The sequence below is a fragment of the Pseudomonas sp. F2 genome (assembly GCF_057174385.1).
The window spans coordinates 5,133,742-5,155,144 of sequence record NZ_CM169904.1; the positions used below are offsets into that span (position 1 = coordinate 5,133,742).

Sequence of the window (21,403 nt, forward strand, 5' to 3'; positions counted from 1 at the left end):
GCTGCGCAGCGGCCCCAAAACATGCAATCGCGGAGTTTCAGATACACCGCATGCACTGGTTTTACGGTTGCTATGCAACCGATCGGGGATAAATCCCCTCGCCACAGGGCTTTATCCCACAGGATCAGCAGTGTGTTTGGCAGGTTTCTGTTGGAGTCTGGCAATGCCGTTACGCGAAGAATGTCTGTGGGAAAAACTCACGCCGCAGCGCCCGGATAACGCCGCGCTACGGGGCGAGGTCAAAGTCGATGTCTGCGTGATCGGCGCCGGGTTTACCGGGTTGTCGGCGGCGCTGCATCTGTTGGAAAAAGGCAAAAGCGTCTGCGTGCTGGAAGCGCATCGAGCCGGCCACGGCGGCTCCGGGCGCAACGTCGGGCTGGTCAACGCCGGCATGTGGATCCCGCCGGACGAGATCGAGGCCGGGTTCGGCGAAGCGGTCGGCAGTCAGCTCAACCGCATGCTCGGGGCGGCGCCGGCGCTGGTGTTCAGCCTTGTGGATAAATACAACATCGATTGCCAGTTGCGCCGCGAAGGCACCCTGCACATGGCGCACAACGCCAAGGGCGAAGCGGATCTGCGCAGTCGCGAGCAACAATGGAAGCGTCGCGGGGCGCCCGTCGAGTTGCTCACCGGCAAGGCCTGCGAGCAAGCCACCGGCACGCAAAAGATCGCTGCCGCGCTGCTCGACCGCCGCGCCGGCACGCTCAACCCGATGGCCTATGTCACCGGACTGGCCAACGCGGTGAAAGGGCTGGGCGGGCAGATGTTCGATCATTCGCCGGTGAGCCGTCTCGAGCGCGTGGGCCAGCAATGGTCAGTGCAGACCGAGCACGGTTCGGTGCTCGCCGAGCAAGTGGTGATCGCCTCCAACGCCTACACCGAGGGCGACTGGACCGAACTCAAGCGCAACTTCTTCCCCGGTTACTACTATCAGGTCGCCTCGGTGCCGCTGACCGAAGACGCCGCCCATGACATCCTCCCCGGCGGGCAAGGCTCGTGGGACACGCGGCAGGTATTGAGCAGCATTCGCCGCGACAAGGATGGCCGGTTGTTGCTCGGCAGTCTGGGCAACGGCAACCAGAAACCGGCGTGGTTCCTCAAGGCCTGGGCCGATCGGGTGCAGCAGCATTACTTCCCCAACCTGAAACCGGTGGAGTGGGAGTGCACCTGGACCGGGCGCATCGCCTTTACCCCCGATCACCTGATGCGGCTGTTCGAGCCGGCGCCGGGACTGGTGGCCGTCACCGGTTACAACGGTCGCGGCGTGACCACTGGCACTGTGGTCGGCAAAGCCTTCGCCGACTATCTGTGTAACGGAAATCCTCAAGCCTTGCCGATCCCCTTCGCACCGATGCAGCCCCTGGCCGGTGTCGGCCTGCGCAGTTGCCTGTACGAGGCCGGGTTCTCGCTGTATCACGCGGGCCAGTGCCTGCGCATTGTGATTTGAGTGTTGAAATATGTTGCTTAACACGGCGCTTTTGCGCGTAGCGACTAGCCTGTAATGGTGCGGGTTGTAGCAGTCCCGCACCAGCAGTGTGCAGTTCGGTGACGCGAGCTGTTACAGGCTGGTTGCACGTCGTTTGGTGCCGCGGTTGCAATGATGGCGCAAGCGGGTTGCGCCTGAGATTTAAAAAGGTTTCACCTTCCGCGGTTTAGACGGTTGCACGCCCAATGAAAATGGGAACGAAACAGTCGAAATAACAAGAAAGCAGCGACTTTTTGAAGAATAAAAAACCGATGGCACGGCGCTTGCTCAGAGCATTCAGTGAAGTGAAGTCGCAGTGCCAACTAAAAAAAACCTTGGAGCACCACCTCATGTCCCAGACGTTTTACAAGAAAGGCTTTCTGGCCCTCGCAGTGGCTACTGCGCTGGGTGTTTCTGCGTTTGCTCAAGCTGATGTGAAAATCGGTGTAGCGGGTCCAATGACTGGCGCCAACGCGGCATTTGGCGAGCAGTACATGAAGGGTGCACAGGCGGCGGCGGACGCGGTCAACGCGGCGGGTGGCGTCAACGGCGAGAAAATCGTACTGGTCAAGGGCGATGACGCCTGCGAACCGAAACAGGCAGTGACAGTCGCCAAGGATCTGGTCAACCAGAAGGTAGCCGGTGTGGTCGGTCACTTCTGCTCTTCCTCCACCATTCCAGCGTCGGAAATCTACGACGAAGCCGGTGTTATCGCGATCACCCCGGGTTCCACCAACCCGCAAGTGACCGAGCGCGGCCTGAGCGCCATGTTCCGTATGTGCGGGCGTGATGACCAGCAAGGCATCGTCGCGGGCGATTACATTGTCGATGTGCTCAAGGGCAAGAAAGTCGCCGTGCTGCACGACAAGGACACCTACGGTCAGGGCCTGGCCGATGCGACCAAGGCTCAACTGGAAAAGCGTGGCGTGAAGCCGGTGCTGTATGAAGGCCTGACCCGTGGCGAGAAAGACTTCAGCGCCGTGGTCACCAAGATCCGTGCGGCCGGTGCCGACGTGGTCTACTTCGGCGGCCTGCACCCGGAAGCCGGGCCGCTGGTCAAGCAACTGCGCACCGAAGGCCTGAAAGACGTGAAGTTCATGTCTGACGACGGCATCGTCACCGACGAACTGGTGACCACCGCCGGTGGCCCGCAATACGTTGACGGCGTGCTGATGACATTCGGCGCCGACCCACGTCTGCTGCCAGACAGCAAGACCGTGGTCGATGCGTTCCGCAAGGCCGGCACCGAACCTGAAGGCTACACCCTGTACGCCTACGCGTCGGTTCAGACCCTGGCGGCCGCCTTCAACGGCGCCAAATCCAACAGTGGCGAAAAAGCCGCCGAATGGCTCAAGGCCAACCCGGTGAAAACCGTGATGGGTGAGAAGGCCTGGGACAAGAAAGGCGACCTGAAAGTGTCCGACTACGTGGTTTACCAGTGGGACGCGAGTGGCAAATACCATCAGCTGGAAAAACAGAAGTAAGGGCTGACGCGATCAGCTTGACCCCCACCAATACCTGTGGGAGCGGGCTTGCCCGCGATGGCGTCAGATCAGTCGACACACAGGTTGGCTGATCCGCCGCTATCGCTGGCAAGCCAGCTCCCACAGGAGATCGGTGGGTCTGGGCTTATCGCGCTCTGACATTGCTCCGACGTAAATCTGTATTTTTCCTAGAAGAACCGCCCGCCCCGGCGGGCAGGTTCTCATTGCGTGAGATTGCGTTATGGATGGTATTTTCCTGCAGCAACTGGTCAACGGCCTGACCCTCGGGTCGGTCTATGGCCTGATCGCCATCGGCTACACAATGGTCTACGGCATCATCGGCATGATCAACTTCGCCCACGGCGAGGTTTACATGATTTCCGCTTACCTGGCGGCAATCAGTCTGGCTCTGCTGGCTTACTTCGGTATCGAATCCTTCCCGCTGTTGATGCTCGGCACGCTGGTGTTCACCATCGTCGTCACTGGCGTCTATGGCTGGGTAATCGAACGCGTCGCCTACAAACCTCTGCGCAACTCCACCCGACTGGCACCGCTGATCAGCGCCATCGGTATCTCCCTGATCCTGCAGAACTATGCCCAGATCAGCCAGGGCGCCCGCCAACAGGGTGTTCCAACGTTGCTCACCGGTGCCTGGCGCATCGACGTCGGCAGCGGTTTCGTTCAGTTGACCTACACCAAGATCTTCATTCTGGTGGCCGCGTTCGTCGGCATGGGCCTGCTGACCTACGTGATCAAGTACACCAAGCTCGGCCGCATGTGCCGCGCCACCCAGCAAGACCGCAAGATGGCCTCGATCCTGGGAATCAACACCGACCGGGTGATTTCCTACGTGTTCATCATCGGTGCAGCGATGGCGGCTCTGGCCGGCGTGCTGATCACCATGAACTACGGCACGTTCGACTTCTACGCAGGCTTCGTCATCGGCATCAAGGCGTTCACCGCCGCAGTGCTCGGCGGGATCGGCTCACTGCCCGGCGCGATGCTCGGCGGGATCATTCTCGGGATCTCCGAGTCGCTGTTCTCGGGCCTGGTCAACTCCGACTACAAAGACGTGTTCAGCTTCTCGCTGCTCGTACTTGTTCTGGTCTTCCGGCCTCAGGGCCTGTTGGGCCGTCCTCTTGTGTCGAAGGTGTAAGCGATGTCTTCAACCACTCAAAAAAACATCGATATCAAAAAAAGCCTGGTTGAGGCGATTCTGGCCGGCCTTATTGCCTTGATCGTGTTCGGCCCGATTGTCGGTGTCGTGCTCGACGGCTACAGCTTCAACCTCGAACCAACCCGCGTGGCCTGGATCATCGGCATTGTCATGATCGGCCGCTTTGCCTTGAGCCTGTTTCTGCAGACGCCCAAGGGCCTGAAGATCCTCGACGGATTCGAGAGCACCGGTTCCGGTGTGCATGTGCTGCCTGCCGATCACAAATCACGCCTGCGCTGGATCATTCCACTGCTGATTGTGCTGGCGGTGATTGTGCCGTTTGTCTCCAACTCGTACCTGCTGGGCGTGGTCATCCTCGGGCTGATCTACGTGCTGCTGGGGCTGGGGCTGAACATCGTGGTTGGCCTCGCCGGTCTGCTCGACCTCGGTTACGTGGCGTTCTACGCCATCGGTGCCTACGGTCTGGCGCTCGGTTATCAATACCTCGGGCTGGGCTTCTGGACTGTGCTGCCGCTGGCGGCGATCACCGCGGGCCTGGCCGGCTGCATCCTCGGTTTTCCGGTGCTGCGTCTGCACGGTGACTATCTGGCCATCGTGACCCTGGGCTTCGGTGAAATCATCCGCCTGATCCTCAACAACTGGCTGTCGCTGACCGGCGGGCCGAACGGCATGCCGGCGCCCTTGCCGACGTTCTTCGGCCTGGAATTCGGCAAGCGGGCCAAGGATGGCGGGGTACCGTTCCATGAGTTTTTCGGCATCGCCTACAACCCGGACGTGAAGTATTACTTCATCTATACGGTGTTGTTCCTGGTGGTGCTGGCCGTGCTGTACATCAAGCATCGTCTGGTGAAAATGCCGGTGGGTCGCGCCTGGGAAGCCTTGCGCGAAGATGAAATCGCCTGCCGCTCGATGGGCCTGAACCACGTACTGGTCAAGCTCTCGGCGTTCACCATCGGTGCGTCGACCGCAGGTCTGGCCGGGGTGTTCTTCGCCACCTATCAAGGCTTCGTCAACCCGACCTCGTTCACCTTCTTTGAATCGGCGCTGATCCTCGCCATCGTCGTGCTCGGCGGCATGGGCTCGACCATCGGCGTGGTGATCGCCGCATTCGTGCTCACGGTTGCTCCGGAACTGCTGCGCGGCTTCGCTGAATATCGCGTGTTGCTGTTCGGCATCCTGATGGTGTTGATGATGATCTGGCGACCTCGCGGGCTGATCCGCATCAGCCGTACCGGGGTCACTCCACGCAAAGGTGCCATTCACTATGAGAGGACTGCGCCATGAGTGAAGTCGTACTCTCTGTGGAAAAACTGATGATGCACTTCGGTGGCATCAAGGCCCTGAGCGATGTCAGCCTCAAGGTCAAACGCAACTCGATCTTTGCCCTGATCGGGCCGAATGGTGCCGGCAAGACCACGGTGTTCAACTGCCTGACCGGGTTCTACAAGGCCTCCGGCGGCAAGATCGAACTCAACGTGCGCGGCAAGCAGACCAACGTCATCCAGTTGCTGGGCGAGTCGTTCAAACCGACCGACTTCGTCTCGCCGAAAAGCTTCCTCAGTCGCCTGTATTACAAGATGTTTGGTGGCACGCACTTGGTGAACCGCGCCGGCCTGGCCCGGACCTTCCAGAACATTCGCCTGTTCAAGGAAATGTCGGTGCTGGAAAACCTGCTGGTGGCGCAGCACATGTGGGTCAACCGCAATATGCTCGCCGGCATCCTCAACACCAAGGGCTACCGCAAAGCGGAAAGCGACGCGCTGGACTGCGCGTTCTACTGGCTGGAAGTGGTCGATCTGGTGGACTGCGCCAACCGCCTGGCCGGTGAACTGTCCTACGGTCAGCAACGTCGTCTGGAGATCGCCCGGGCCATGTGCACGCGACCGCAGATCATCTGCCTCGACGAACCGGCCGCCGGCCTCAACCCTCAGGAAACCGAAGCGCTGAGCGCGATGATCCGGCTGCTGCGCGACGAGCATGATCTGACCGTGGTGCTGATCGAACACGACATGGGCATGGTCATGAGCATTTCCGACCACATCGTGGTGCTGGATCACGGCGTGGTCATCGCCGAAGGCGGGCCCGATGCGATTCGCAACGATCCGAAAGTGATTGCCGCCTATCTGGGCGCCGACGAAGAGGAACTGGTATGAGCAAACCGATCCTCGAACTCAAAGACCTGGACGTGTTCTATGGCCCGATCCAGGCCCTCAAAGGCGTGTCGCTTGAGATCAACGAAGGCGAGACGGTCAGCCTGATCGGCTCCAACGGCGCGGGCAAATCGACGCTGCTGATGTCGATCTTCGGCCAGCCACGGGCGGCGGGCGGACAGATCCTCTATCAAGGCATCGACATCACCCACAAGTCCTCGCACTACATCGCCTCCAATGGCATCGCGCAGTCGCCGGAAGGGCGGCGGGTGTTCCCCGACATGACCGTCGAGGAAAACCTCCTGATGGGCACCATCCCGATTGGCGACAAGTACGCCAAAGAGGACATGCAGCGCATGTTCGAACTGTTCCCGCGGCTCGAAGAGCGCCGCACTCAGCGGGCGATGACCATGTCCGGCGGCGAACAGCAAATGCTCGCCATTGCCCGCGCCTTGATGAGTCGGCCGAAGCTGTTGTTGCTTGATGAACCGAGCCTGGGCCTGGCGCCGATCGTGGTGAAACAGATCTTCGCCACCCTGCGTGAACTGGCGAAAACCGGCATGACCATTTTCCTCGTCGAGCAGAACGCCAACCATGCGTTGAAGCTGTCGGACCGCGCGTATGTGATGGTCAATGGCGAAATTCGCCTGACCGGTAGCGGTAAAGAGCTGCTGGTGAACGAGGAGGTGCGTAACGCTTATTTAGGCGGGCACTGATTCGATCGTTGTCATGCACAGCCCCGACGACGCGAGTCCCGGGGCTTTTTACATCTCAAGTTCACACAGATCCCCTGTAGGAGCTGCCGAAGGCTGCGATCTTTTGATCCTAAAAACAACATCAAAAGATCGCAGCCTTCGGCAGCTCCTACAGAATTCGTCTTCAAGATCAAGTCGATTCTGAAATTGTGGAAAACAAATTCCCATCGCTGGCAAAGCGCGACATATAGACGCTGCAAATGGCTGTTTTTCCACAGTTTTGACTTGTCCCCGTTTGCTGTGGAGCTGGCTGTGAATAACGTGGGAGTAGCTGGCTGAAGCCCTTGTGTGGCGTGGCTTGCAGGCGGGTGATCGCTTTTTGATCAGGCGTTTTTGCGGGAGCCGAAGACGCTGTTGTCAACCTTTTTCTGGGCCGCGCAGTAGAGGCAAATCCATGTGAACAAGCCTGTGGATAAGTCTGTGACTAAACTCTGGAAAGACCGCGCTGAGGGCCGTAATTACTGGCCTCGCGCAATCACCGCGCTGACCGGCCGGTCGTGCAAAATGCCATCTCCGGCACAACCGCGGCTTCAGGGTCAAGCAAAAAACTTTCTATGTCCCGCGCAAAGCCTTGTGTGGCGCGGCTTTGCGCGTTTCTACTTGCCCCCGGAAACTGTGGAAGGGATTGTGGATAACGTGCGTGCACATGGCTACAGGCCACGGCAGGTATGGCGTAGCGACGGTTGATCAAAATTTGATCGGAATATGTCCCGGTGCGGGTGTTGCTCGTAAATGCCGGGCCGGGCATGCTGGCTGCTGATTTTCTATTCCAATGGCTGCGCTGGCGGCCGACGCAAGGAGAACACGATGTCCAACACCCTGTTTATTACCGGCGCAACCTCCGGTTTTGGTGAAGCCTGTGCCCGTCGTTTCGCCGAGGCTGGCTGGAAACTGGTGTTGACCGGTCGTCGTGCAGAGCGTCTGAATGCCCTGTGCGCCGAACTGTCGGAGCAGACTGAAGTGCATGGCCTGGTACTCGATGTTCGTGACCGCAAGGCGATGGAAGAGGCAATTGCCAATCTGCCGCCGTCGTTCGCCAAGCTGCGTGGCTTGATCAACAACGCCGGGCTCGCGCTGGGCGTCGATCCGGCACCGAAATGCGACCTCGACGACTGGGACACCATGGTCGACACTAACGTCAAAGGCCTGATGTACAGCACTCGCCTGCTGTTGCCACGGTTGATCGCTCACGGCCGTGGCGCCGGCATCGTCAACCTCGGCTCCATCGCCGGTAACTATCCGTACCCGGGCAGCCACGTGTATGGCGCGACCAAGGCGTTCGTCAAGCAATTCTCGCTGAACCTGCGCTGCGACCTGCAGGGCACCGGCGTGCGTGTCAGCAACATCGAGCCGGGCCTGTGCGAAAGCGAGTTCTCGCTGGTGCGTTTTGCCGGTGACCAGGAACGCTACAACGCCACCTACGCCGGTGCCGAGCCGATCCAGCCGCAGGACATCGCCGAAACGATTTTCTGGGTGCTCAACGCGCCAGCACACATCAATATCAACAGCCTGGAGCTGATGCCGGTGAGCCAGACCTGGGCCGGGTTTGCCATCGAGCGTAACAAGGCGTAAGACCGCATAATGGCCATCGCTGGCAAGCCAGCTCCCACAGGATCGTCGATATACATAAATCTTGTAATCGACTCGGTACCTGTGGGAGCTGGCTTGCCAGCGATGAGGCCGTAACAGGCAAAACATGGCGATAAGGTAAACTCTCTCCTCAACAACCCCACCGCACCCCGCGGTTTTCAAGGTTTTCGAGGAGTTAAAGTGAGTAACCGAGGTGAGCAGTCGCTGCTCAAACAATCGACCATCCTGATGTTTGCGGTGTCGATTGCCGGGATCGTCACCGGTTTTGTTTCAGGTTCGCAATCCATCCTTTTCGATGGTTTTTTCTCGCTGATCGCAACGTTCATCAAAGTACTGATGTTGATCACCGCCAGGTTGATCGCCAAAGAAAGCAATCATCGCTTCCAGTTCGGTTTCTGGCATCTGGAGCCGATGGTGCTGCTGATCGAAGGCAGTTTCCTGCTGTTGATCGCTATCTATGCGTTTCTTAACGGTGTGTTCGGCATCATCAACGGCGGCCGCGACATCGAGTTGGGGCTGGTGATCATTTATGCGGCGGTGTTCACCGTCGTTGAATTTGCCTATTTCTTCTACGTGCGTCGGCGCAATCGCAAACTCAAGTCCAGCCTGATCCAGTTCGACAACATCAGCTGGCTGGTGGACGCGATGCTCTCGGTCGGCCTGTTGATCAGTTTTCTCGCCGCGCTGCTGCTCAAGGCCCAAGGCTTTGAGGAGTGGGCGAAGTTTGTTGACCCGCTGATCCTGATCGTCCTGGCGCTGACCATGTTGCCGCCGGCGTTCAAGATCCTCGGCCCGGCGCTGCGCGATGTGCTGGGTATTGCCCCGGACACGCTGGATGACCAGGTGCGTCAGGTCATGGAAGCGGCGAAGGTCGAACACGGTTTCGACGATTACGTGACCTACGTGCAGAAGCACGGGCGAGCGCGGTTTATCGAGATTCATGTGGTGTTGCCGGCGAATTACCGGTTGGATAGCGTTGGACAACTGGATGCGTTGCGCGAGGAGATCTCGGCACAGTTGGGCGAGCCGGATGCGGCGCGCTGGTTGACCATCAGCTTTACCGGCGACAAGAAGTGGATTGCCTGATTCAGAGCTGCTGAATCGCCTGTGGCGAGCGAGCTTGCTCGCGCTGGGCTGCGAAGCGGCCCCGGATTTTTGTGAGTGCTGCGCACTCAAGCGGGAGCAAGCTCCCTCGCCACAGGATAAGTTCAGTCATTCAGTTCAGGTATTCAGCCAGCCCGCTATAGCATGTCGCCAAGTGATAAGGCGTGGTCGACGGCATGTCCTTGCGGCTGACCTCGCCCAGCTCATCCCGGCACTCATGCCACCCGCCCGCATGCAGAAAACGCTGCTGCAGCGCCTGCAACTGGCGCAGCACCGCGGCTTCGCTGTCCGGACGCAAGGTCAGGGCGCGCAAATATTCTGCCTGTGCCCAGATGCGCTGGGTCGAATCTTTCGGTCGTCCATCCAGTTGCAGATCGAGCATCGCCCGCACCGCGCCTGAAGCGTGTTCAACGCCAAATTGCTCGGTGAAAGCGAACGCCCGGTCCAGCGCCGCGTGCAGTTTCGAGCCGCGCAGCAGTGATGACGACTCCAGCAGGAAATACCATTCGAACTGATGCCCTGGCTCGTACCAGTTATCCACAGCTCCCAGCGGTTTCTCCATCAGTACGCCGTGCTGTGGATCGACGAAGTGTTGCTGCATGCCTGTGCATAACTCGACGAGCGCGTGCTGCGTTGGCGCATCCTCGCGCACGGCGAGGGTGGCGAGGAACGCTTCGGCCAGGTGCATCAGCGGGTTTTGCAGCGGACCGCTTTGCAGGTTGCTCCAGTCGCGGTCCAGGCACGCTTCGTACAAGCCATCGCCAGTGGCGAAGCGCTGGCCGATTACTTCCAGTGCAGCGTTGAGCGTGGATTCCACCAACGGCTCGCGGGACTTGGCCCAGTAATGGGCGCAGGCGAACAGGATGAAGGCGTGGGTGTAGAGGTCTTTGCGCTGATCCAGCGGCTGGCCTTGCGCGTCGATGCTGTAGAACCAGCCGCCGTGCTCGGCATCATGGAAGTGCCGTTGCAGCGAGCGGAACAGCGCGGCGGCGCGCACCTCGGCATTATCCACAACCCCGATCAGGCTGGAAAACAGGTACAGCTGCCGTGCGCAGGCCATCGCCCGGTAGCGTTGCGGTGGCAACGGATGATGCGCCGCGTCGAGTGCCTCGTAGGGCAGCGCCATGTCGGCGTTCCAGCCCGGGCCTTGCCAGAGCGGCACGATCACGTTCAGAAAGTGCTGTTGCACATCGCTGAACAGGGCGGTCAATTCGGGCAGGGAGGTGGAGCGGCAAGCATGGGGCATTGGCGGACGTCGTCACGGCTGGGGCGATTGCGCGACATGGTAGCAGAGAGACTGCTGTTAGAGTCTCGGTGTCTGATCGGCCGTCATCGCTGGCAAGCCAGCTCCCACAAGGATTGTTATCAACCACAAACCTGTGGGAGCTGGCTTGCCAGCGATGAGGCCGGTTCAGGCGGTATAGATCAGCCGGCCAGCAACCAGGCGCCAGTCATCGCCGAAGCAGCACCGGCCAGTCGCACCAGCGGCGCGGCAGCCTGAGGCAACACGCGCACCAGGCCATAACCCGCCGCATGCAGCGCCGCCGTCGCCGCGACGAAACCGGCGGCATACGCCCACGGGCTGCTCATGTCCGGCAGCTCCAGGCCATGCGCCACACCATGGAACAGTGCAAACAGTGCCGTTGCCGCCACCGCCATCAGCAGCGGTGGACGCACCGCCAGTGCTACCGCCAGACCCAGCGCCAGCACCGAGGCAGCGATCCCGCTTTCCAGCGCCGGCAGCTCCAGCCCTTCAAAACCGAGCATGCCGCCGATCAGCATGGTGCCGACGAAGGTGCACGGCAGCGCCCAACGCGCCGCGCCTTGTTGCTGCGCCGCCCACAGGCCGACCGCAATCATCGCCAGCAAGTGGTCGAGGCCGCCGATCGGGTGGCTGATACCGGCGACCAGCCCACTGTCGCCGTGGCCCGGGTGGGCGAAGGCGAGGGCCGGGGTCAGCAGCAGCGCCACGGCGCCGAGAATGCGTTTGAGTGTCATGGAGAAGCTTCCTTGTTGGTCAATGAATCAGGCGGCGTTCAGCAGGCCTTGGCGTTCGATGAAGGCAATGATGTCGTCCAGGCCCTGTCCGGTTTTCTGGTTGCTGAAGACGAACGGCTTGCCGTTGCGCATGCGCTGGGTGTCGCTGTTCATCATTTCCAGCGACGCGCCGACCAGCGGCGCCAGATCGATCTTGTTGATCACCAGCAGATCGGACTTGCAGATCCCCGGCCCGCCCTTGCGCGGCAGCTTGTCGCCGGCAGAGACGTCGATCACGTAAATGGTCAGGTCTGACAGCTCCGGGCTGAAGGTTGCCGACAGGTTGTCGCCACCGGATTCCACCAGAATCAGGTCCAGCCCCGGAAAGCGTCGGTTCAGTTGATCGACGGCTTCGAGGTTGATCGAGGCGTCCTCGCGGATTGCCGTGTGCGGGCAGCCGCCGGTTTCCACGCCGATGATCCGCTCCGGTGCCAGCGCTTCGTTGCGCACCAGAAAGTCGGCGTCTTCGCGGGTGTAGATGTCGTTGGTGACGACGGCCAGGTTGTAGCGATCACGCAGCGCCAGGCACAGGGCCAGGGTCAATGCGGTTTTGCCGGAACCGACCGGGCCGCCGATGCCGACGCGCAGGGGTTGTGTGTTCATGGTTTGTTCTCCTAAGAGCGAAACAGTCGGCTGTACTGGCGCTCATGCGCCATGCACGCCAGAGACAGGCCGAACGCGGCGCTGCCGATGTGTTCGGGATTAATGCGCGTGGCGTCCTGCTGCGCCTGTTGCAGCAGTGGCAGCAGTTCGCTGGTCAGGCGCTGGGCGGCTTGCTGGCCCAGCGGCAGGGTTTTCATCAATACCGCGAGCTGGTTTTCCAGCCAGCTCCACAGCCACGCGGCGAGTGCATCCTGCGGGTTGATGCCCCAGGCGCGGGCCGCCAGTGCCCAGCCAAGAGCCAGATGCGGTTCCGCGCATTGCTCGAGAAAGCGGCGGGCCGGCGCGTCGAGTTCTGGCAGACCGTTGAGCAACTGCTGCAGCGAGTAACCCATCTGCCGACTCTCCAGATGTAACTCGCGGGTCTCGCGGCTGGCGCGGTGGGTTTCGCAGAGATGCAGCAACTCGGGCCAGTTTTCCTCGGCCGCAGCCTGACAATGGGCGAGCAGCAGCGGCGCTTCGAAACGGGCGAGGTTGAGCAGCAGTTGATCGCTGATCCAGCGCCGGGCGCTGTCCGGGTTGTTCACGCGGCCGTTATCCACCGCCATTTCCAGGCCTTGCGAATAGCTGTAGCCGCCAATCGGCAGTTGCGGACTGGCCAGGCGCAGCAGCGCCCAGGCCGGATTCACAGGCGAACGCCGAACTGATGGAGTTTGGGCGCGTAGTTGAAATCTTCGTCGCCATGCCGCGAATGATGATGGCCGCCGCCGTAGGCACCGTGCTCCGGCTGGAAGGGCGCTTCAATCGCTTCGACCTGCGCGCCGAGCTGTTCGAGCATGGCCTTGAGCACGTAATCGTCGAGCAGACGCAGCCAGCCATCGCCGACTTGCAGAGCGACGTGGCGGTTGCCCAGGTGATAGGCGGCGCGGGTCAGCTCGAAAGTATTGGCGCAGGTGACGTGCAGCAGTTGCTCGGGACGCGCGCAGACGCGGACGATGCGCCCGTCTTCGGCTTGCAGGCATTCGCCGTCATATAACGGTGCCTGACCGCGCTCCAGAAACAACCCGACGTCTTCGCCATCGGCACTGAAACAGCGCAAACGGCTTTTGCTCCGCGCTTCGAACGTCAGGTGCAACTCGGCGGACCAGACAGGTTGAGGGTCGATTCTGCGGTGAATCACCAGCATCGGAAAGCTTCCAGCAGTGGACTTGTAGGAGGGCTAGAGCAAGGGGCTTGCCAACCGGCCGAGATGTAGGAAATCCCTGTCGGAGCGTAGAGGATGTTTCAAGATGTTGCAGAATTTTGGAAGATTTTGGTGCGTGAAGATTTTTACATGCACCAATTTGTGGCCAACAAAAAAAGATCGCAGCCTTCGGCAGCTCCTACAGGGGTTGGTGTAGGGGCTGCCGAAGGCTGCGATCTTTTGCTCTTTACTCGGTGCTGCCCAGCCCTTGCCAGTGCTTGAGGCCGATAAAGATGAAGCGCAATTGCTGGGTGATCTTCGCCTGAGGTGTCAGATGTTCCGGCAGGGCCTCGGCGGGCGGGTCGATGATGTCCGGCAGGGTGGCGAACACCGATTTGACGATCAGGTCGGCGATCACGCTCAGGCCGGCCGCATCCAGATGTTGCAACTTGGGCATCAGCGTCAGGTCGGCCGCGAGGTCGGCGCTGATGTTCTCGCGCAGACGACCGATCGCCTGACGCACCGGCAGCGAGCCGCCGTACTGCTCGCGGGCGAGAAACAGGAATTGCGAACGGTTGGCGCTGACCACGTCGAGGAAGATCCGCACCGACGCATCGATAATGCCGCCCATGACGAATTCGTTGTGGCGCACCAGGCGGATGGTCTCGCGGAAGGTCTGGCCGACTTCACTGACCAGCACCAGCCCCAGCTCGTCCATGTCGGCAAAGTGCCGATAGAAACCGGTGGGCACGATGCCGGCGGTCTTGGTCACTTCGCGCAGGCTCAGGCTGCCGAATCCTCGGCCGCTTTCCATCAAATGGCGGGCAGCGTCCATCAGGGCATTGCGGGTCTGTTGTTTCTGTTCGGCGCGGGGCAGCATCGCAAAGGCGTTTTCTTGAGCGGGACAAGCGCCGCACTCTAGCAAATCGGCTTTGCTGGCGTCGAACGGCAGGGGGAATGTCAGCGGTAAAAAGGGGGGGGGGCAGGTTGCCAGTGCTGAAAAAGTCAAAAGCCCAATCCGGTGATTGGACTTTTTTTCCAGGCCGCCATGGGCTTAGCTCAAAGCGCTGTTGCGTTCGATCACACGGTCACCACCACCTTCGGCAACGGCTTGGCCCAGTGGGGTTTTGTCGAAACCGTCTTCGGCAAGGGTCTGGCCTTGTGGGGTGCGGTCACCACCACCTTCAGCGAGGGTCTGGCCTTGTGGCGTGCGGTCGCTGCCATCGGAAGCCAGGGTTTGACCTTGTGGAGTCTTGTCATAGCCGTCTTGCACCAGACCTTTCTCTTCCAGACGATCACGGCCACCTTCTGCTACAGCTTGGCCTTGTGGCGTCTTGTCGTAGCCATCTTGTACCAGGCCTTTCTCTTCCAGACGATTACGGCCGTTTTCAGCCAGGGTCTGGCCTTGTGGAGTGCGGTCGCCACCATCAGCAGCCACAGTCTGGCTGAACACCGAGTGGCTGGATTTCACTTGTGGGGTAGCCTGATCGGCAGCGGGCAGGGCGAAAGCAGTGCTGGCTAGCATCGACAGGGTAAGGCTGAGCAGTAATTGGCGTTTCATGATGGGGTGCTCCTTGGGAGGGCGATAAAGTGGGTACGAAGCCAATGCTACTCTCGATAAGTCGATATAAAAGTTCATAAACGCAATGGTAATAATCAACAGAATTGATTGTTCTGCCGAGGCGCTCTAGCTCGGGCGTTTGCGGGCGGCGGTTTTGCACCGCAGTGGGTATTTTCGACTCACTCGCGCCTCGCAAATGTGCGGGCAGCGGTAACGCTGTTCGACCAATCAGTCAGCATTCGGGCGATTTTTTGCCACGGAATCTATATTCCGATTAAACCTGCGCACTGTTTGCCAGTCGTAGATTTCATGAGGGCCGCTTTGGCCCGCCGTTTCAGCTGTGCGTCGCGAAGTCGGCGTGCGGTCGTCATCAGGAGTTTTGTGCATGACGCGCACCGGGAAAATCTTCAGTTGGACCTTCGCCATCCTCGTACTGCTGCTGGCGGTACTCGTTCTGATCATCGTGTTCTTCGATTGGAACCGGATCAAACCGCCGCTCAACGCCAAAGTCTCGGAAGAACTGCATCGACCGTTTGCCATCAATGGCAACCTCGCAGTGATCTGGCAGCGCGAGCCGGACGAGGGCGGCTGGCGGGCCTGGGTGCCGTGGCCGCACGTGGTGGCTGAAGACCTGACGCTGGGCAACCCGGACTGGTCGAAGCAGCCGCAGATGGTCACCCTCAAACGCGTGGAGCTGCGCATCTCGCCGCTGGCCCTGCTGGCGCAACGGGTGACGATCCCGCGCATCGACCTGACCGAGCCCAACGCGCAACTGCAACGCCTGGCCGATGGCCGCGCCAACTGGACCTTCAAGTTCGACCCCAAAGACCCGAACGCCGAACCGTCGAACTGGGTGGTGGACATCGGCGCCATCGGTTTCGACAAGGGCCACGTCACGCTGGACGACCAGACGCTCAAGACCAATCTCGATGTGGTGATCGATCCGCTGGGCAAACCGATTCCGTTCAGCGAAATCGTCGGTGACAAAGCCGCGAAAACGGCCCAGGACAAAGGCACCGCGCCGCAGGACTACGCGTTCGCGCTGAAGGTCAAAGGCCAGTACCACGGCCAGAATCTCACCGGCCAGGGCAAAATCGGCGGATTGCTGGCGTTGCAGGACGCGAACAAACCGTTCCCGCTGCAGGCCCAGGCGAAGATCGGCGCCACCAGCCTCGAACTCGCCGGTACGCTGACCGACCCGCTCAACCTCGGTGCCCTCGATCTGCGGCTGAAACTGGCCGGTGCCAGCCTCGGCAACCTCTATCCGCTGACCGGCGTGACTCTGCCGGACACGCCGCCGTACTCCACCGACGGCCATCTGATTGCCAAATTGCATGACGCCGCCGGGGCGAAATTCACCTACGAGCAGTTCAACGGCAAGATCGGCGGCAGTGACATTCATGGCGATCTGACCTACGTCGCCAGTCAGCCTCGGCCAAAACTCAGTGGTGCGCTGCTGTCCAATCAGATGCTGTTCGCCGACCTCGCGCCGCTGATCGGCGCCGACTCGAATGACAAGCAAAAGGCTCGCGGCGGCGAGAGCAAGCAGCCGACCGACAAAGTGCTGCCGGTTGAAGAGTTCAAGACCGACCGCTGGCGCGCGATGGATGCCGACGTCGAGTTCACTGGCAAACGCATCGTGCACAGCGAAAAACTGCCGTTCACCGACCTTTATACCCACCTGAAACTCAACGACGGCGAACTCAGCCTCGAACCGCTGCGCTTCGGCGTGGCCGGCGGTAATCTGGACGCGCAGATTCGCCTCAACGGTCGCGCCGAACCGCTGGAAGGCCGGGCCAAACTGACCGCGCGCGGGTTCAAGCTCAAGCAGTTGTTCCCGACCTTCGAACCGATGAAAACCAGTTTCGGTGAGCTCAATGGCGACGCCGATATCAGCGGCCGCGGCAACTCGGTGGCCAAGCTGCTCGGTGGCGCCAATGGCCAGTTGAAGATGCTGATCAACGACGGGGCGATCAGCCGCGAGCTGATGGAACTGGCAGGACTCAACGTCGGTAACTACGTGGTCGGCAAGATCTTTGGCGACAAGGAAGTGAAGATCAACTGCGCGGCGGCGGACTTCGACATCAAGACCGGCCTGGCGACCACGCGGCTGTTTGTGTTCGATACCGAGAACGCGATTATTTACATCGACGGCACGGCGAACATGGCCACCGAGCAACTGGACCTGACCGTGACCCCGGAATCCAAGGGCTGGCGTCTGATTTCGCTGCGTTCACCGCTGTACGTGCGCGGCAAGTTCATCAAGCCGGACGCCGGGGTCAAGGCTGTACCGTTGATGCTGCGCGGGGCGGGAATGGTTGCACTGGGCGTGATCGCTGCACCAGCGGCGGGACTGCTGGCACTGGTGGCGCCGAGCGGTGGTGAGCCGAATCAGTGCGCGCCGCTGCTTGAGCAGATGAAGGCTGGCAAGGCGCCCGTGACCGTCAAGCCAACCAAATAAGGCAAGAGCAAAAGATCGCAGCCTGCGGCAGCTCCTACAGTGGAATGTAGGAGCTGCCGCAGGCTGCGATCTTTTTGCTTCTGTTGCGGCCCGTTCGCGAGCAAGCTCGCTCCCGCATTTGAAATGGATTCCAGTGTGGGAGCGAGCTTGCTCGCGAAGGTGGTTTTGAAAGGTTTACAGGTCTTTCAGAATGTCGGCCATGTCATCGGCGTGCTCTTCTTCCTGTGCGAGGATGTCTTCGAAGATGCGCCGAGTCGTCGGGTCTTTTTCGCCGATGTACTGAATGATCTCGCGGTAGCTGTCGATGGCGATCCGCTCGGCCACCAGGTCCTCATAGACCATTTCCTTCAAGGTGTTCCCGGCCACGTATTGTGCGTGGGACATTTTCGACAGCAGGTCCGGGTTGAATTCCGGCTCGCCGCCCAGTTGCACGATGCGCTCGGCCAGACGGTCGGCGTGTTGCGCTTCCTGGGTGGCGTGTTCGAGAAATTCGTCAGCGGCCACGTTGGCTTTCAGACCGTTGGCCATGAAGTAGTGGCGCTTGTAGCGCAGCACGCAGACCAGTTCGGTGGCCAGCGATTCGTTAAGCAGGCGCAGCACCTCTTCACGGTTGGCACTGTAGCTTTCGGTTACCGCGCCGTTCTCGACGTGTTGCCGCGCACGTTCGCGCAGGGTTTTGACATCCGACAAGTGCAGGTCATCGCTCATTTCGATCTCCAGGAGGCTAATCCAATGGGCGCCACGCTCTACAGGCGTGATCGCTTACCCTGGTTGTGAGTCCTGCGCGAGGCAAAAAGTTTTACGAGATTTGCGCCGTCCCCCCTGTAGGCGCTGCCGAAGGCTGCAATCTTGGCGTCAGGCCGGACAACACCGCCTCCTCCTGCAACCAGGCAAAAAACGCCCGCACCGGCGGATGGCGCTCCCGTCCCGGCACACACAGCGCGCTGTACCCGGCACCATCGACCTGCACCTGCCCCTTGTACGGCACCAGCAACCCGCTGGCGACGCTTTGCGAGACCAGAATATTGCTCGCAAGGACCAAGCCTTGCCCGGCAATCGCCGCTTGGAGCGCGTAGTGCTCTTCGTCGTATTCGCGCATTGCGGGATGCTGGTTCATCCAGTTCTCACTTGCGCGGGTGCACCACGCTTCCCAGCCGTGGGCATACAGCTTCGAGTTGTGCCAGCGCACGCTGATCAGCGTCGGCGTGCGCCGGGCGGCCAGCGCCACCTGCTCCGGTGAGCCGTACACGCCGAACGACTCATCGAACAGGCACAAGCCGTAAAGATTGGGGTAGTCGTCAAGGCTGTAGCGCAGCACCAGATCGACGCTGGCGTCCTGATGCAAGTCGATGACTTCGCAGTGGGTATCGAGGCGCACGTTGATGTTCGGGTGCTGCGCATAAAAGCGCCCGAGGCGCGGCACCAGCCATAGCGCGGCGAACGCGGCCGTGGTCGACAGCGTCAGGCTGCTGCCGCTGCGTTGCGGGCGCAGGGTATCGACGCTTTGCGCCACTTCCAGCAGCGCGCCGTGCAGGCTGCGAAACAGCCGCTCGCCACCTTCGGTCAGGCGTACCTGACGCGGCAAACGTTCGAACAGTGCCACGCCGAGCCAGTCTTCCAGCGTACGGATCTGATGAGAGATTGCCGTGGGCGTGACCGACAGCTCTTCGGCGGCGGCCTTGAAACTCAGCAGGCGCGAAGCGGATTCGAAGGCGCGCAGGGCGGTCAGCGGCAACGAGGCGAACATTGAAAACTCCATGGATGAAATGAATTCATCCCGACTGATTTTTGCTCATTTGAATGGACGCAGTCACGCGCTTCAAGCTGCGAGCCGCAAGCCGTTTGATTCTAGTCCGGAGGAAACACAGATGAGAAAAATTCTTGCAATTCATGCCAGCCCACGGGGTGACCGTTCGCATTCACGGCGCCTCGCGGAAAGCTTTCTCAGCGCCTGGCTTTTGCGCCATCCGCAGACGCAGGTCACCCGCCGTGAAGTCGGGCGCGCGCTGATCCCGCCAGTCAATGAAGCGTTTGTCGCTGCTGCGTTTCATCCTGAGCCCGAGGCGCGCCCACTGTCGATGCAAGCCGATCTGGCGCTCAGCGATCAATTGGTCGGCGAGTTGTTCGAGCATGACCTGCTGCTGATTTCCACGCCGATGTACAACTTCAGCGTGCCCAGCGGCCTCAAGGCCTGGGTCGATCAGATCGTGCGCCTGGGTCTGACGTTCGACCACACCCTCGACAACGGCGTGGCCCAGTACACCCCGCTGCTGCAGGGCAAGAAAGCGTTGATTGTCACCAGTCGCGGCGGGTTCGGCTTTGGCCCCGGCGGTGAACTGGAAGCACTGAACCACGCCGATCCGTGGTTGCGCACCGCACTGGGCTTTATCGGTATCAACGACGTCACGGTGGTCGCGGCCGAGGGCGAAGAGTCGGCCGAGCGCACCTTCGCGGTGTCGGTGGCCGAGGCCGAGCAGCGATTGCTCGACCTCGCCCGGACATTCTAAGTGGCCTGGCTGTTCCTGCTGATCGCCGCCGGTTTCGAAGTGACGTTCGCCATGGGCATGAAGTACGCCGAAGGCTTCACCCGGTTGTGGCCGTCGCTGATCACGGTGCTCGCGGCGATTGGCGGGGTTTACTTCCTGACGCTGGCGCTGCGCGAGTTGCCGGTGAGCATCGCCTACCCGATCTGGACGGCGATCGGCTCGCTGGGCACGGTGTTTCTCGGTTTTGTCTTGCTCGGCGAGAGCCTGACCCTGATCAAGCTGCTGTCGGTGGGGCTGATTGTGGCGGGGGTGGTAGGCCTGAAGTAGGCTGAGGGTGCAGTTGTCATCATCAAGGAGGAGGCTTGGCGGGTGTTTTGCACGTCAGGCCTCCACTCACGACCACAAGGATGTTTGCCCATGTCACAAAGTACGGCGACACGTTATCCACTGGTGCTGGTGCCGGGCATGCTCGGGTTTATCCGGTTGCTGCTGTATCCGTACTGGTACGGGATCATCAAGGCGTTGCGCCGTGGCGGGGCCACAGTGATTGCGGTACAGGTGTCGCCGCTCAACTCCACCGAGGTGCGCGGCGAGCAACTGCTGGCGCGGATCGACGAAATTTTGCGCGAGACCGGCGCGGCCAGGGTCAATCTGTTCGGCCACAGCCAGGGCTCGTTGACAGCCCGTTATGCCGCCGCCAAACGGCCGGATCTGGTCGCCTCGGTGACGTCGGTGGCCGGGCCCAATCACGGTTCGGAACTGGCCGACTATCTGCAGCAACACTACCCGGCGAACACTGCCAAGGGCCGTCTGCTCGAAGCGCTGCTGCGTGTTGTCGGCTGGCTGATGGCATTGCTGGAAACCGGTTACCACGGGCCGAAACTGCCGGTGGATATCCACGCCTCGCACCAATCGCTGACCCGCGAGGGCGTGGCGCTGTTCAATCAGCGTTATCCACAGGGCCTGCCCGAAACCTGGGGCGGGCAGGGGCCGGAAGTGGTCAACGGCGTGCGTTATTACTCGTGGTCCGGCACATTGCAGCCGGGCAAGACTGACCGCGGTGGCAACCTGTTCGACGGCACCAACCGCAGCTGCCGGTTGTTCGCGAAAACCTTCGTGCGTGAGCCGGGGCAGTGTGACGGGATGGTCGGGCGCTACAGCTCGCACCTGGGCACGGTGATTGGCGACGACTATCCGCTGGATCACTTCGATATCGTCAACCAGTCGCTGGGACTGGTGGGCAAGGGCGCGGATCCGGTGCGGTTGTTTGTCGAGCATGCGGCGCGGCTGAAGGCTGCCGGCGTGTGACTCGCTTTTGTGGTGAGGGGATTTATCCCCGATGGGGCGCGC

The 21,403-nt window shown here is 60.8% G+C and carries 21 protein-coding genes; 12 read left to right on the forward strand and 9 right to left on the reverse strand.

The annotated features are described in order from the left end of the window. The first annotated feature begins 163 nt into the window (after positions 1-163). The 8 genes from amaA to AC193Q_RS23125 all read left to right on the forward strand — a co-directional run bounded on the left by amaA (position 164) and on the right by AC193Q_RS23125 (position 9,707). The gene (gene amaA / locus AC193Q_RS23090) at positions 164-1,447 is read left to right on the forward strand and encodes an L-pipecolate oxidase (RefSeq protein ID WP_047290998.1); all 1,284 of its coding nucleotides are present in this window, start codon (positions 164-166) and stop codon (positions 1,445-1,447) included. Between the two features lie 368 nt (positions 1,448-1,815). Then, entirely contained in the window at positions 1,816-2,949 is a 1,134-nt protein-coding gene (locus AC193Q_RS23095; protein ID WP_041065631.1) for an ABC transporter substrate-binding protein, read from the forward strand. Between the two features lie 241 nt (positions 2,950-3,190). After that, positions 3,191-4,105, forward strand: coding sequence for an ABC transporter permease subunit (locus AC193Q_RS23100; RefSeq protein WP_027613532.1), 915 nt, complete (start codon positions 3,191-3,193; stop codon positions 4,103-4,105). A 3-nt stretch (positions 4,106-4,108) separates the two neighbouring features. Further along, entirely contained in the window at positions 4,109-5,410 is a 1,302-nt protein-coding gene (gene livM, locus AC193Q_RS23105) for a high-affinity branched-chain amino acid ABC transporter permease LivM (RefSeq protein ID WP_041065627.1), read from the forward strand. Further along, positions 5,407-6,279, forward strand: coding sequence for an ABC transporter ATP-binding protein (locus AC193Q_RS23110; RefSeq protein ID WP_041065624.1), 873 nt, complete (start codon positions 5,407-5,409; stop codon positions 6,277-6,279). Before livM ends, AC193Q_RS23110 begins: the two co-directional genes overlap by 4 nt. Next, positions 6,276-6,992, forward strand: coding sequence for an ABC transporter ATP-binding protein (locus AC193Q_RS23115; protein ID WP_131670987.1), 717 nt, complete (start codon positions 6,276-6,278; stop codon positions 6,990-6,992). The genes AC193Q_RS23110 and AC193Q_RS23115 overlap by 4 nt, the downstream gene beginning before the upstream one ends. 846 nt (positions 6,993-7,838) lie before the next feature. After that, complete coding sequence (locus tag AC193Q_RS23120) at positions 7,839-8,603, forward strand: SDR family oxidoreductase (RefSeq protein ID WP_047291000.1); 765 nt, start codon at positions 7,839-7,841, stop codon at positions 8,601-8,603. Between the two features lie 198 nt (positions 8,604-8,801). Then, positions 8,802-9,707, forward strand: coding sequence for a cation diffusion facilitator family transporter (locus tag AC193Q_RS23125; protein ID WP_047291001.1), 906 nt, complete (start codon positions 8,802-8,804; stop codon positions 9,705-9,707). 130 nt (positions 9,708-9,837) lie between these two features. Here AC193Q_RS23125 and AC193Q_RS23130 read toward each other — a convergent pair whose 3' ends face one another. The 7 genes from AC193Q_RS23130 to AC193Q_RS23160 form a co-directional block, all read right to left on the reverse strand. Continuing rightward, entirely contained in the window at positions 9,838-10,971 is a 1,134-nt protein-coding gene (locus AC193Q_RS23130; protein ID WP_483878827.1) for an AGE family epimerase/isomerase, read from the reverse strand. A gap of 179 nt (positions 10,972-11,150) precedes the next feature. Next, the gene (locus AC193Q_RS23135) at positions 11,151-11,723 is read right to left on the reverse strand and encodes a HupE/UreJ family protein (RefSeq protein WP_483878828.1); all 573 of its coding nucleotides are present in this window, start codon (positions 11,721-11,723) and stop codon (positions 11,151-11,153) included. Between the two features lie 27 nt (positions 11,724-11,750). Further along, on the reverse strand, positions 11,751-12,365 hold the full coding sequence (gene ureG, locus AC193Q_RS23140; protein ID WP_047291004.1) for an urease accessory protein UreG: 615 nt from the start codon (positions 12,363-12,365) through the stop codon (positions 11,751-11,753). Positions 12,366-12,376: 11 nt separating this feature from the next. Beyond that, positions 12,377-13,051 (reverse strand): urease accessory protein UreF, encoded by a 675-nt coding sequence (locus AC193Q_RS23145; protein ID WP_047291005.1) that lies wholly within the window; start codon positions 13,049-13,051, stop codon positions 12,377-12,379. Beyond that, on the reverse strand, positions 13,048-13,548 hold the full coding sequence (gene ureE, locus AC193Q_RS23150) for an urease accessory protein UreE (RefSeq protein ID WP_483878829.1): 501 nt from the start codon (positions 13,546-13,548) through the stop codon (positions 13,048-13,050). Before ureE ends, AC193Q_RS23145 begins: the two co-directional genes overlap by 4 nt. Before the next feature lie 244 nt (positions 13,549-13,792). Then, positions 13,793-14,425: a TetR family transcriptional regulator gene (locus tag AC193Q_RS23155; protein WP_007966952.1), complete on the reverse strand. Its 633-nt coding sequence runs from the start codon at positions 14,423-14,425 to the stop codon at positions 13,793-13,795. Between the two features lie 174 nt (positions 14,426-14,599). Then, positions 14,600-15,106 (reverse strand): hypothetical protein, encoded by a 507-nt coding sequence (locus AC193Q_RS23160; RefSeq protein WP_041065594.1) that lies wholly within the window; start codon positions 15,104-15,106, stop codon positions 14,600-14,602. Positions 15,107-15,491: 385 nt separating this feature from the next. Between AC193Q_RS23160 and AC193Q_RS23165 the strand changes: the two genes are divergently transcribed. Further along, the gene (locus AC193Q_RS23165) at positions 15,492-17,567 is read left to right on the forward strand and encodes an AsmA family protein (protein WP_483878830.1); all 2,076 of its coding nucleotides are present in this window, start codon (positions 15,492-15,494) and stop codon (positions 17,565-17,567) included. Positions 17,568-17,741: 174 nt separating this feature from the next. Here AC193Q_RS23165 and AC193Q_RS23170 read toward each other — a convergent pair whose 3' ends face one another. Further along, positions 17,742-18,275, reverse strand: a complete 534-nt coding sequence (locus tag AC193Q_RS23170; RefSeq protein ID WP_003221186.1) for a ferritin-like domain-containing protein — start codon at positions 18,273-18,275, stop codon at positions 17,742-17,744. A gap of 91 nt (positions 18,276-18,366) precedes the next feature. Further along, positions 18,367-19,326, reverse strand: coding sequence for a LysR substrate-binding domain-containing protein (locus AC193Q_RS23175; protein ID WP_483878831.1), 960 nt, complete (start codon positions 19,324-19,326; stop codon positions 18,367-18,369). Between the two features lie 109 nt (positions 19,327-19,435). Between AC193Q_RS23175 and AC193Q_RS23180 the strand changes: the two genes are divergently transcribed. From AC193Q_RS23180 to AC193Q_RS23190, 3 genes are all read left to right on the forward strand, one after another. Next, the gene (locus tag AC193Q_RS23180; RefSeq protein ID WP_483878832.1) at positions 19,436-20,074 is read left to right on the forward strand and encodes an FMN-dependent NADH-azoreductase; all 639 of its coding nucleotides are present in this window, start codon (positions 19,436-19,438) and stop codon (positions 20,072-20,074) included. Then, positions 20,075-20,380, forward strand: coding sequence for a DMT family transporter (locus AC193Q_RS23185; RefSeq protein WP_047291010.1), 306 nt, complete (start codon positions 20,075-20,077; stop codon positions 20,378-20,380). It begins immediately after the preceding gene. A gap of 90 nt (positions 20,381-20,470) precedes the next feature. Beyond that, positions 20,471-21,361, forward strand: coding sequence for an esterase/lipase family protein (locus tag AC193Q_RS23190; protein ID WP_239778628.1), 891 nt, complete (start codon positions 20,471-20,473; stop codon positions 21,359-21,361). Positions 21,362-21,403 lie beyond the last annotated feature (42 nt).

What these genes read in the sequence shown, in the direction of transcription:
- AC193Q_RS23115 (WP_131670987.1), top strand. Translation starts at nt 6,276, where the DNA reads ATGAGCAAACCGATCCTCGAACTCAAAGACCTGGACGTGTTCTATGGC.
- ureE (WP_483878829.1), bottom strand. Translation starts at nt 13,548, where the DNA reads ATGCTGGTGATTCACCGCAGAATCGACCCTCAACCTGTCTGGTCCGCC.
- AC193Q_RS23130 (WP_483878827.1), bottom strand. Translation starts at nt 10,971, where the DNA reads ATGCCCCATGCTTGCCGCTCCACCTCCCTGCCCGAATTGACCGCCCTG.
- AC193Q_RS23135 (WP_483878828.1), bottom strand. Translation starts at nt 11,723, where the DNA reads ATGACACTCAAACGCATTCTCGGCGCCGTGGCGCTGCTGCTGACCCCG.
- livM (WP_041065627.1), top strand. Translation starts at nt 4,109, where the DNA reads ATGTCTTCAACCACTCAAAAAAACATCGATATCAAAAAAAGCCTGGTT.
- AC193Q_RS23155 (WP_007966952.1), bottom strand. Translation starts at nt 14,425, where the DNA reads ATGCTGCCCCGCGCCGAACAGAAACAACAGACCCGCAATGCCCTGATG.
- AC193Q_RS23165 (WP_483878830.1), top strand. Translation starts at nt 15,492, where the DNA reads ATGACGCGCACCGGGAAAATCTTCAGTTGGACCTTCGCCATCCTCGTA.
- AC193Q_RS23120 (WP_047291000.1), top strand. Translation starts at nt 7,839, where the DNA reads ATGTCCAACACCCTGTTTATTACCGGCGCAACCTCCGGTTTTGGTGAA.
- AC193Q_RS23180 (WP_483878832.1), top strand. Translation starts at nt 19,436, where the DNA reads ATGAGAAAAATTCTTGCAATTCATGCCAGCCCACGGGGTGACCGTTCG.
- AC193Q_RS23100 (WP_027613532.1), top strand. Translation starts at nt 3,191, where the DNA reads ATGGATGGTATTTTCCTGCAGCAACTGGTCAACGGCCTGACCCTCGGG.
- ureG (WP_047291004.1), bottom strand. Translation starts at nt 12,365, where the DNA reads ATGAACACACAACCCCTGCGCGTCGGCATCGGCGGCCCGGTCGGTTCC.
- AC193Q_RS23175 (WP_483878831.1), bottom strand. Translation starts at nt 19,326, where the DNA reads ATGGAGTTTTCAATGTTCGCCTCGTTGCCGCTGACCGCCCTGCGCGCC.
- AC193Q_RS23190 (WP_239778628.1), top strand. Translation starts at nt 20,471, where the DNA reads ATGTCACAAAGTACGGCGACACGTTATCCACTGGTGCTGGTGCCGGGC.
- AC193Q_RS23160 (WP_041065594.1), bottom strand. Translation starts at nt 15,106, where the DNA reads ATGAAACGCCAATTACTGCTCAGCCTTACCCTGTCGATGCTAGCCAGC.
- amaA (WP_047290998.1), top strand. Translation starts at nt 164, where the DNA reads ATGCCGTTACGCGAAGAATGTCTGTGGGAAAAACTCACGCCGCAGCGC.
- AC193Q_RS23170 (WP_003221186.1), bottom strand. Translation starts at nt 18,275, where the DNA reads ATGAGCGATGACCTGCACTTGTCGGATGTCAAAACCCTGCGCGAACGT.
- AC193Q_RS23095 (WP_041065631.1), top strand. Translation starts at nt 1,816, where the DNA reads ATGTCCCAGACGTTTTACAAGAAAGGCTTTCTGGCCCTCGCAGTGGCT.
- AC193Q_RS23110 (WP_041065624.1), top strand. Translation starts at nt 5,407, where the DNA reads ATGAGTGAAGTCGTACTCTCTGTGGAAAAACTGATGATGCACTTCGGT.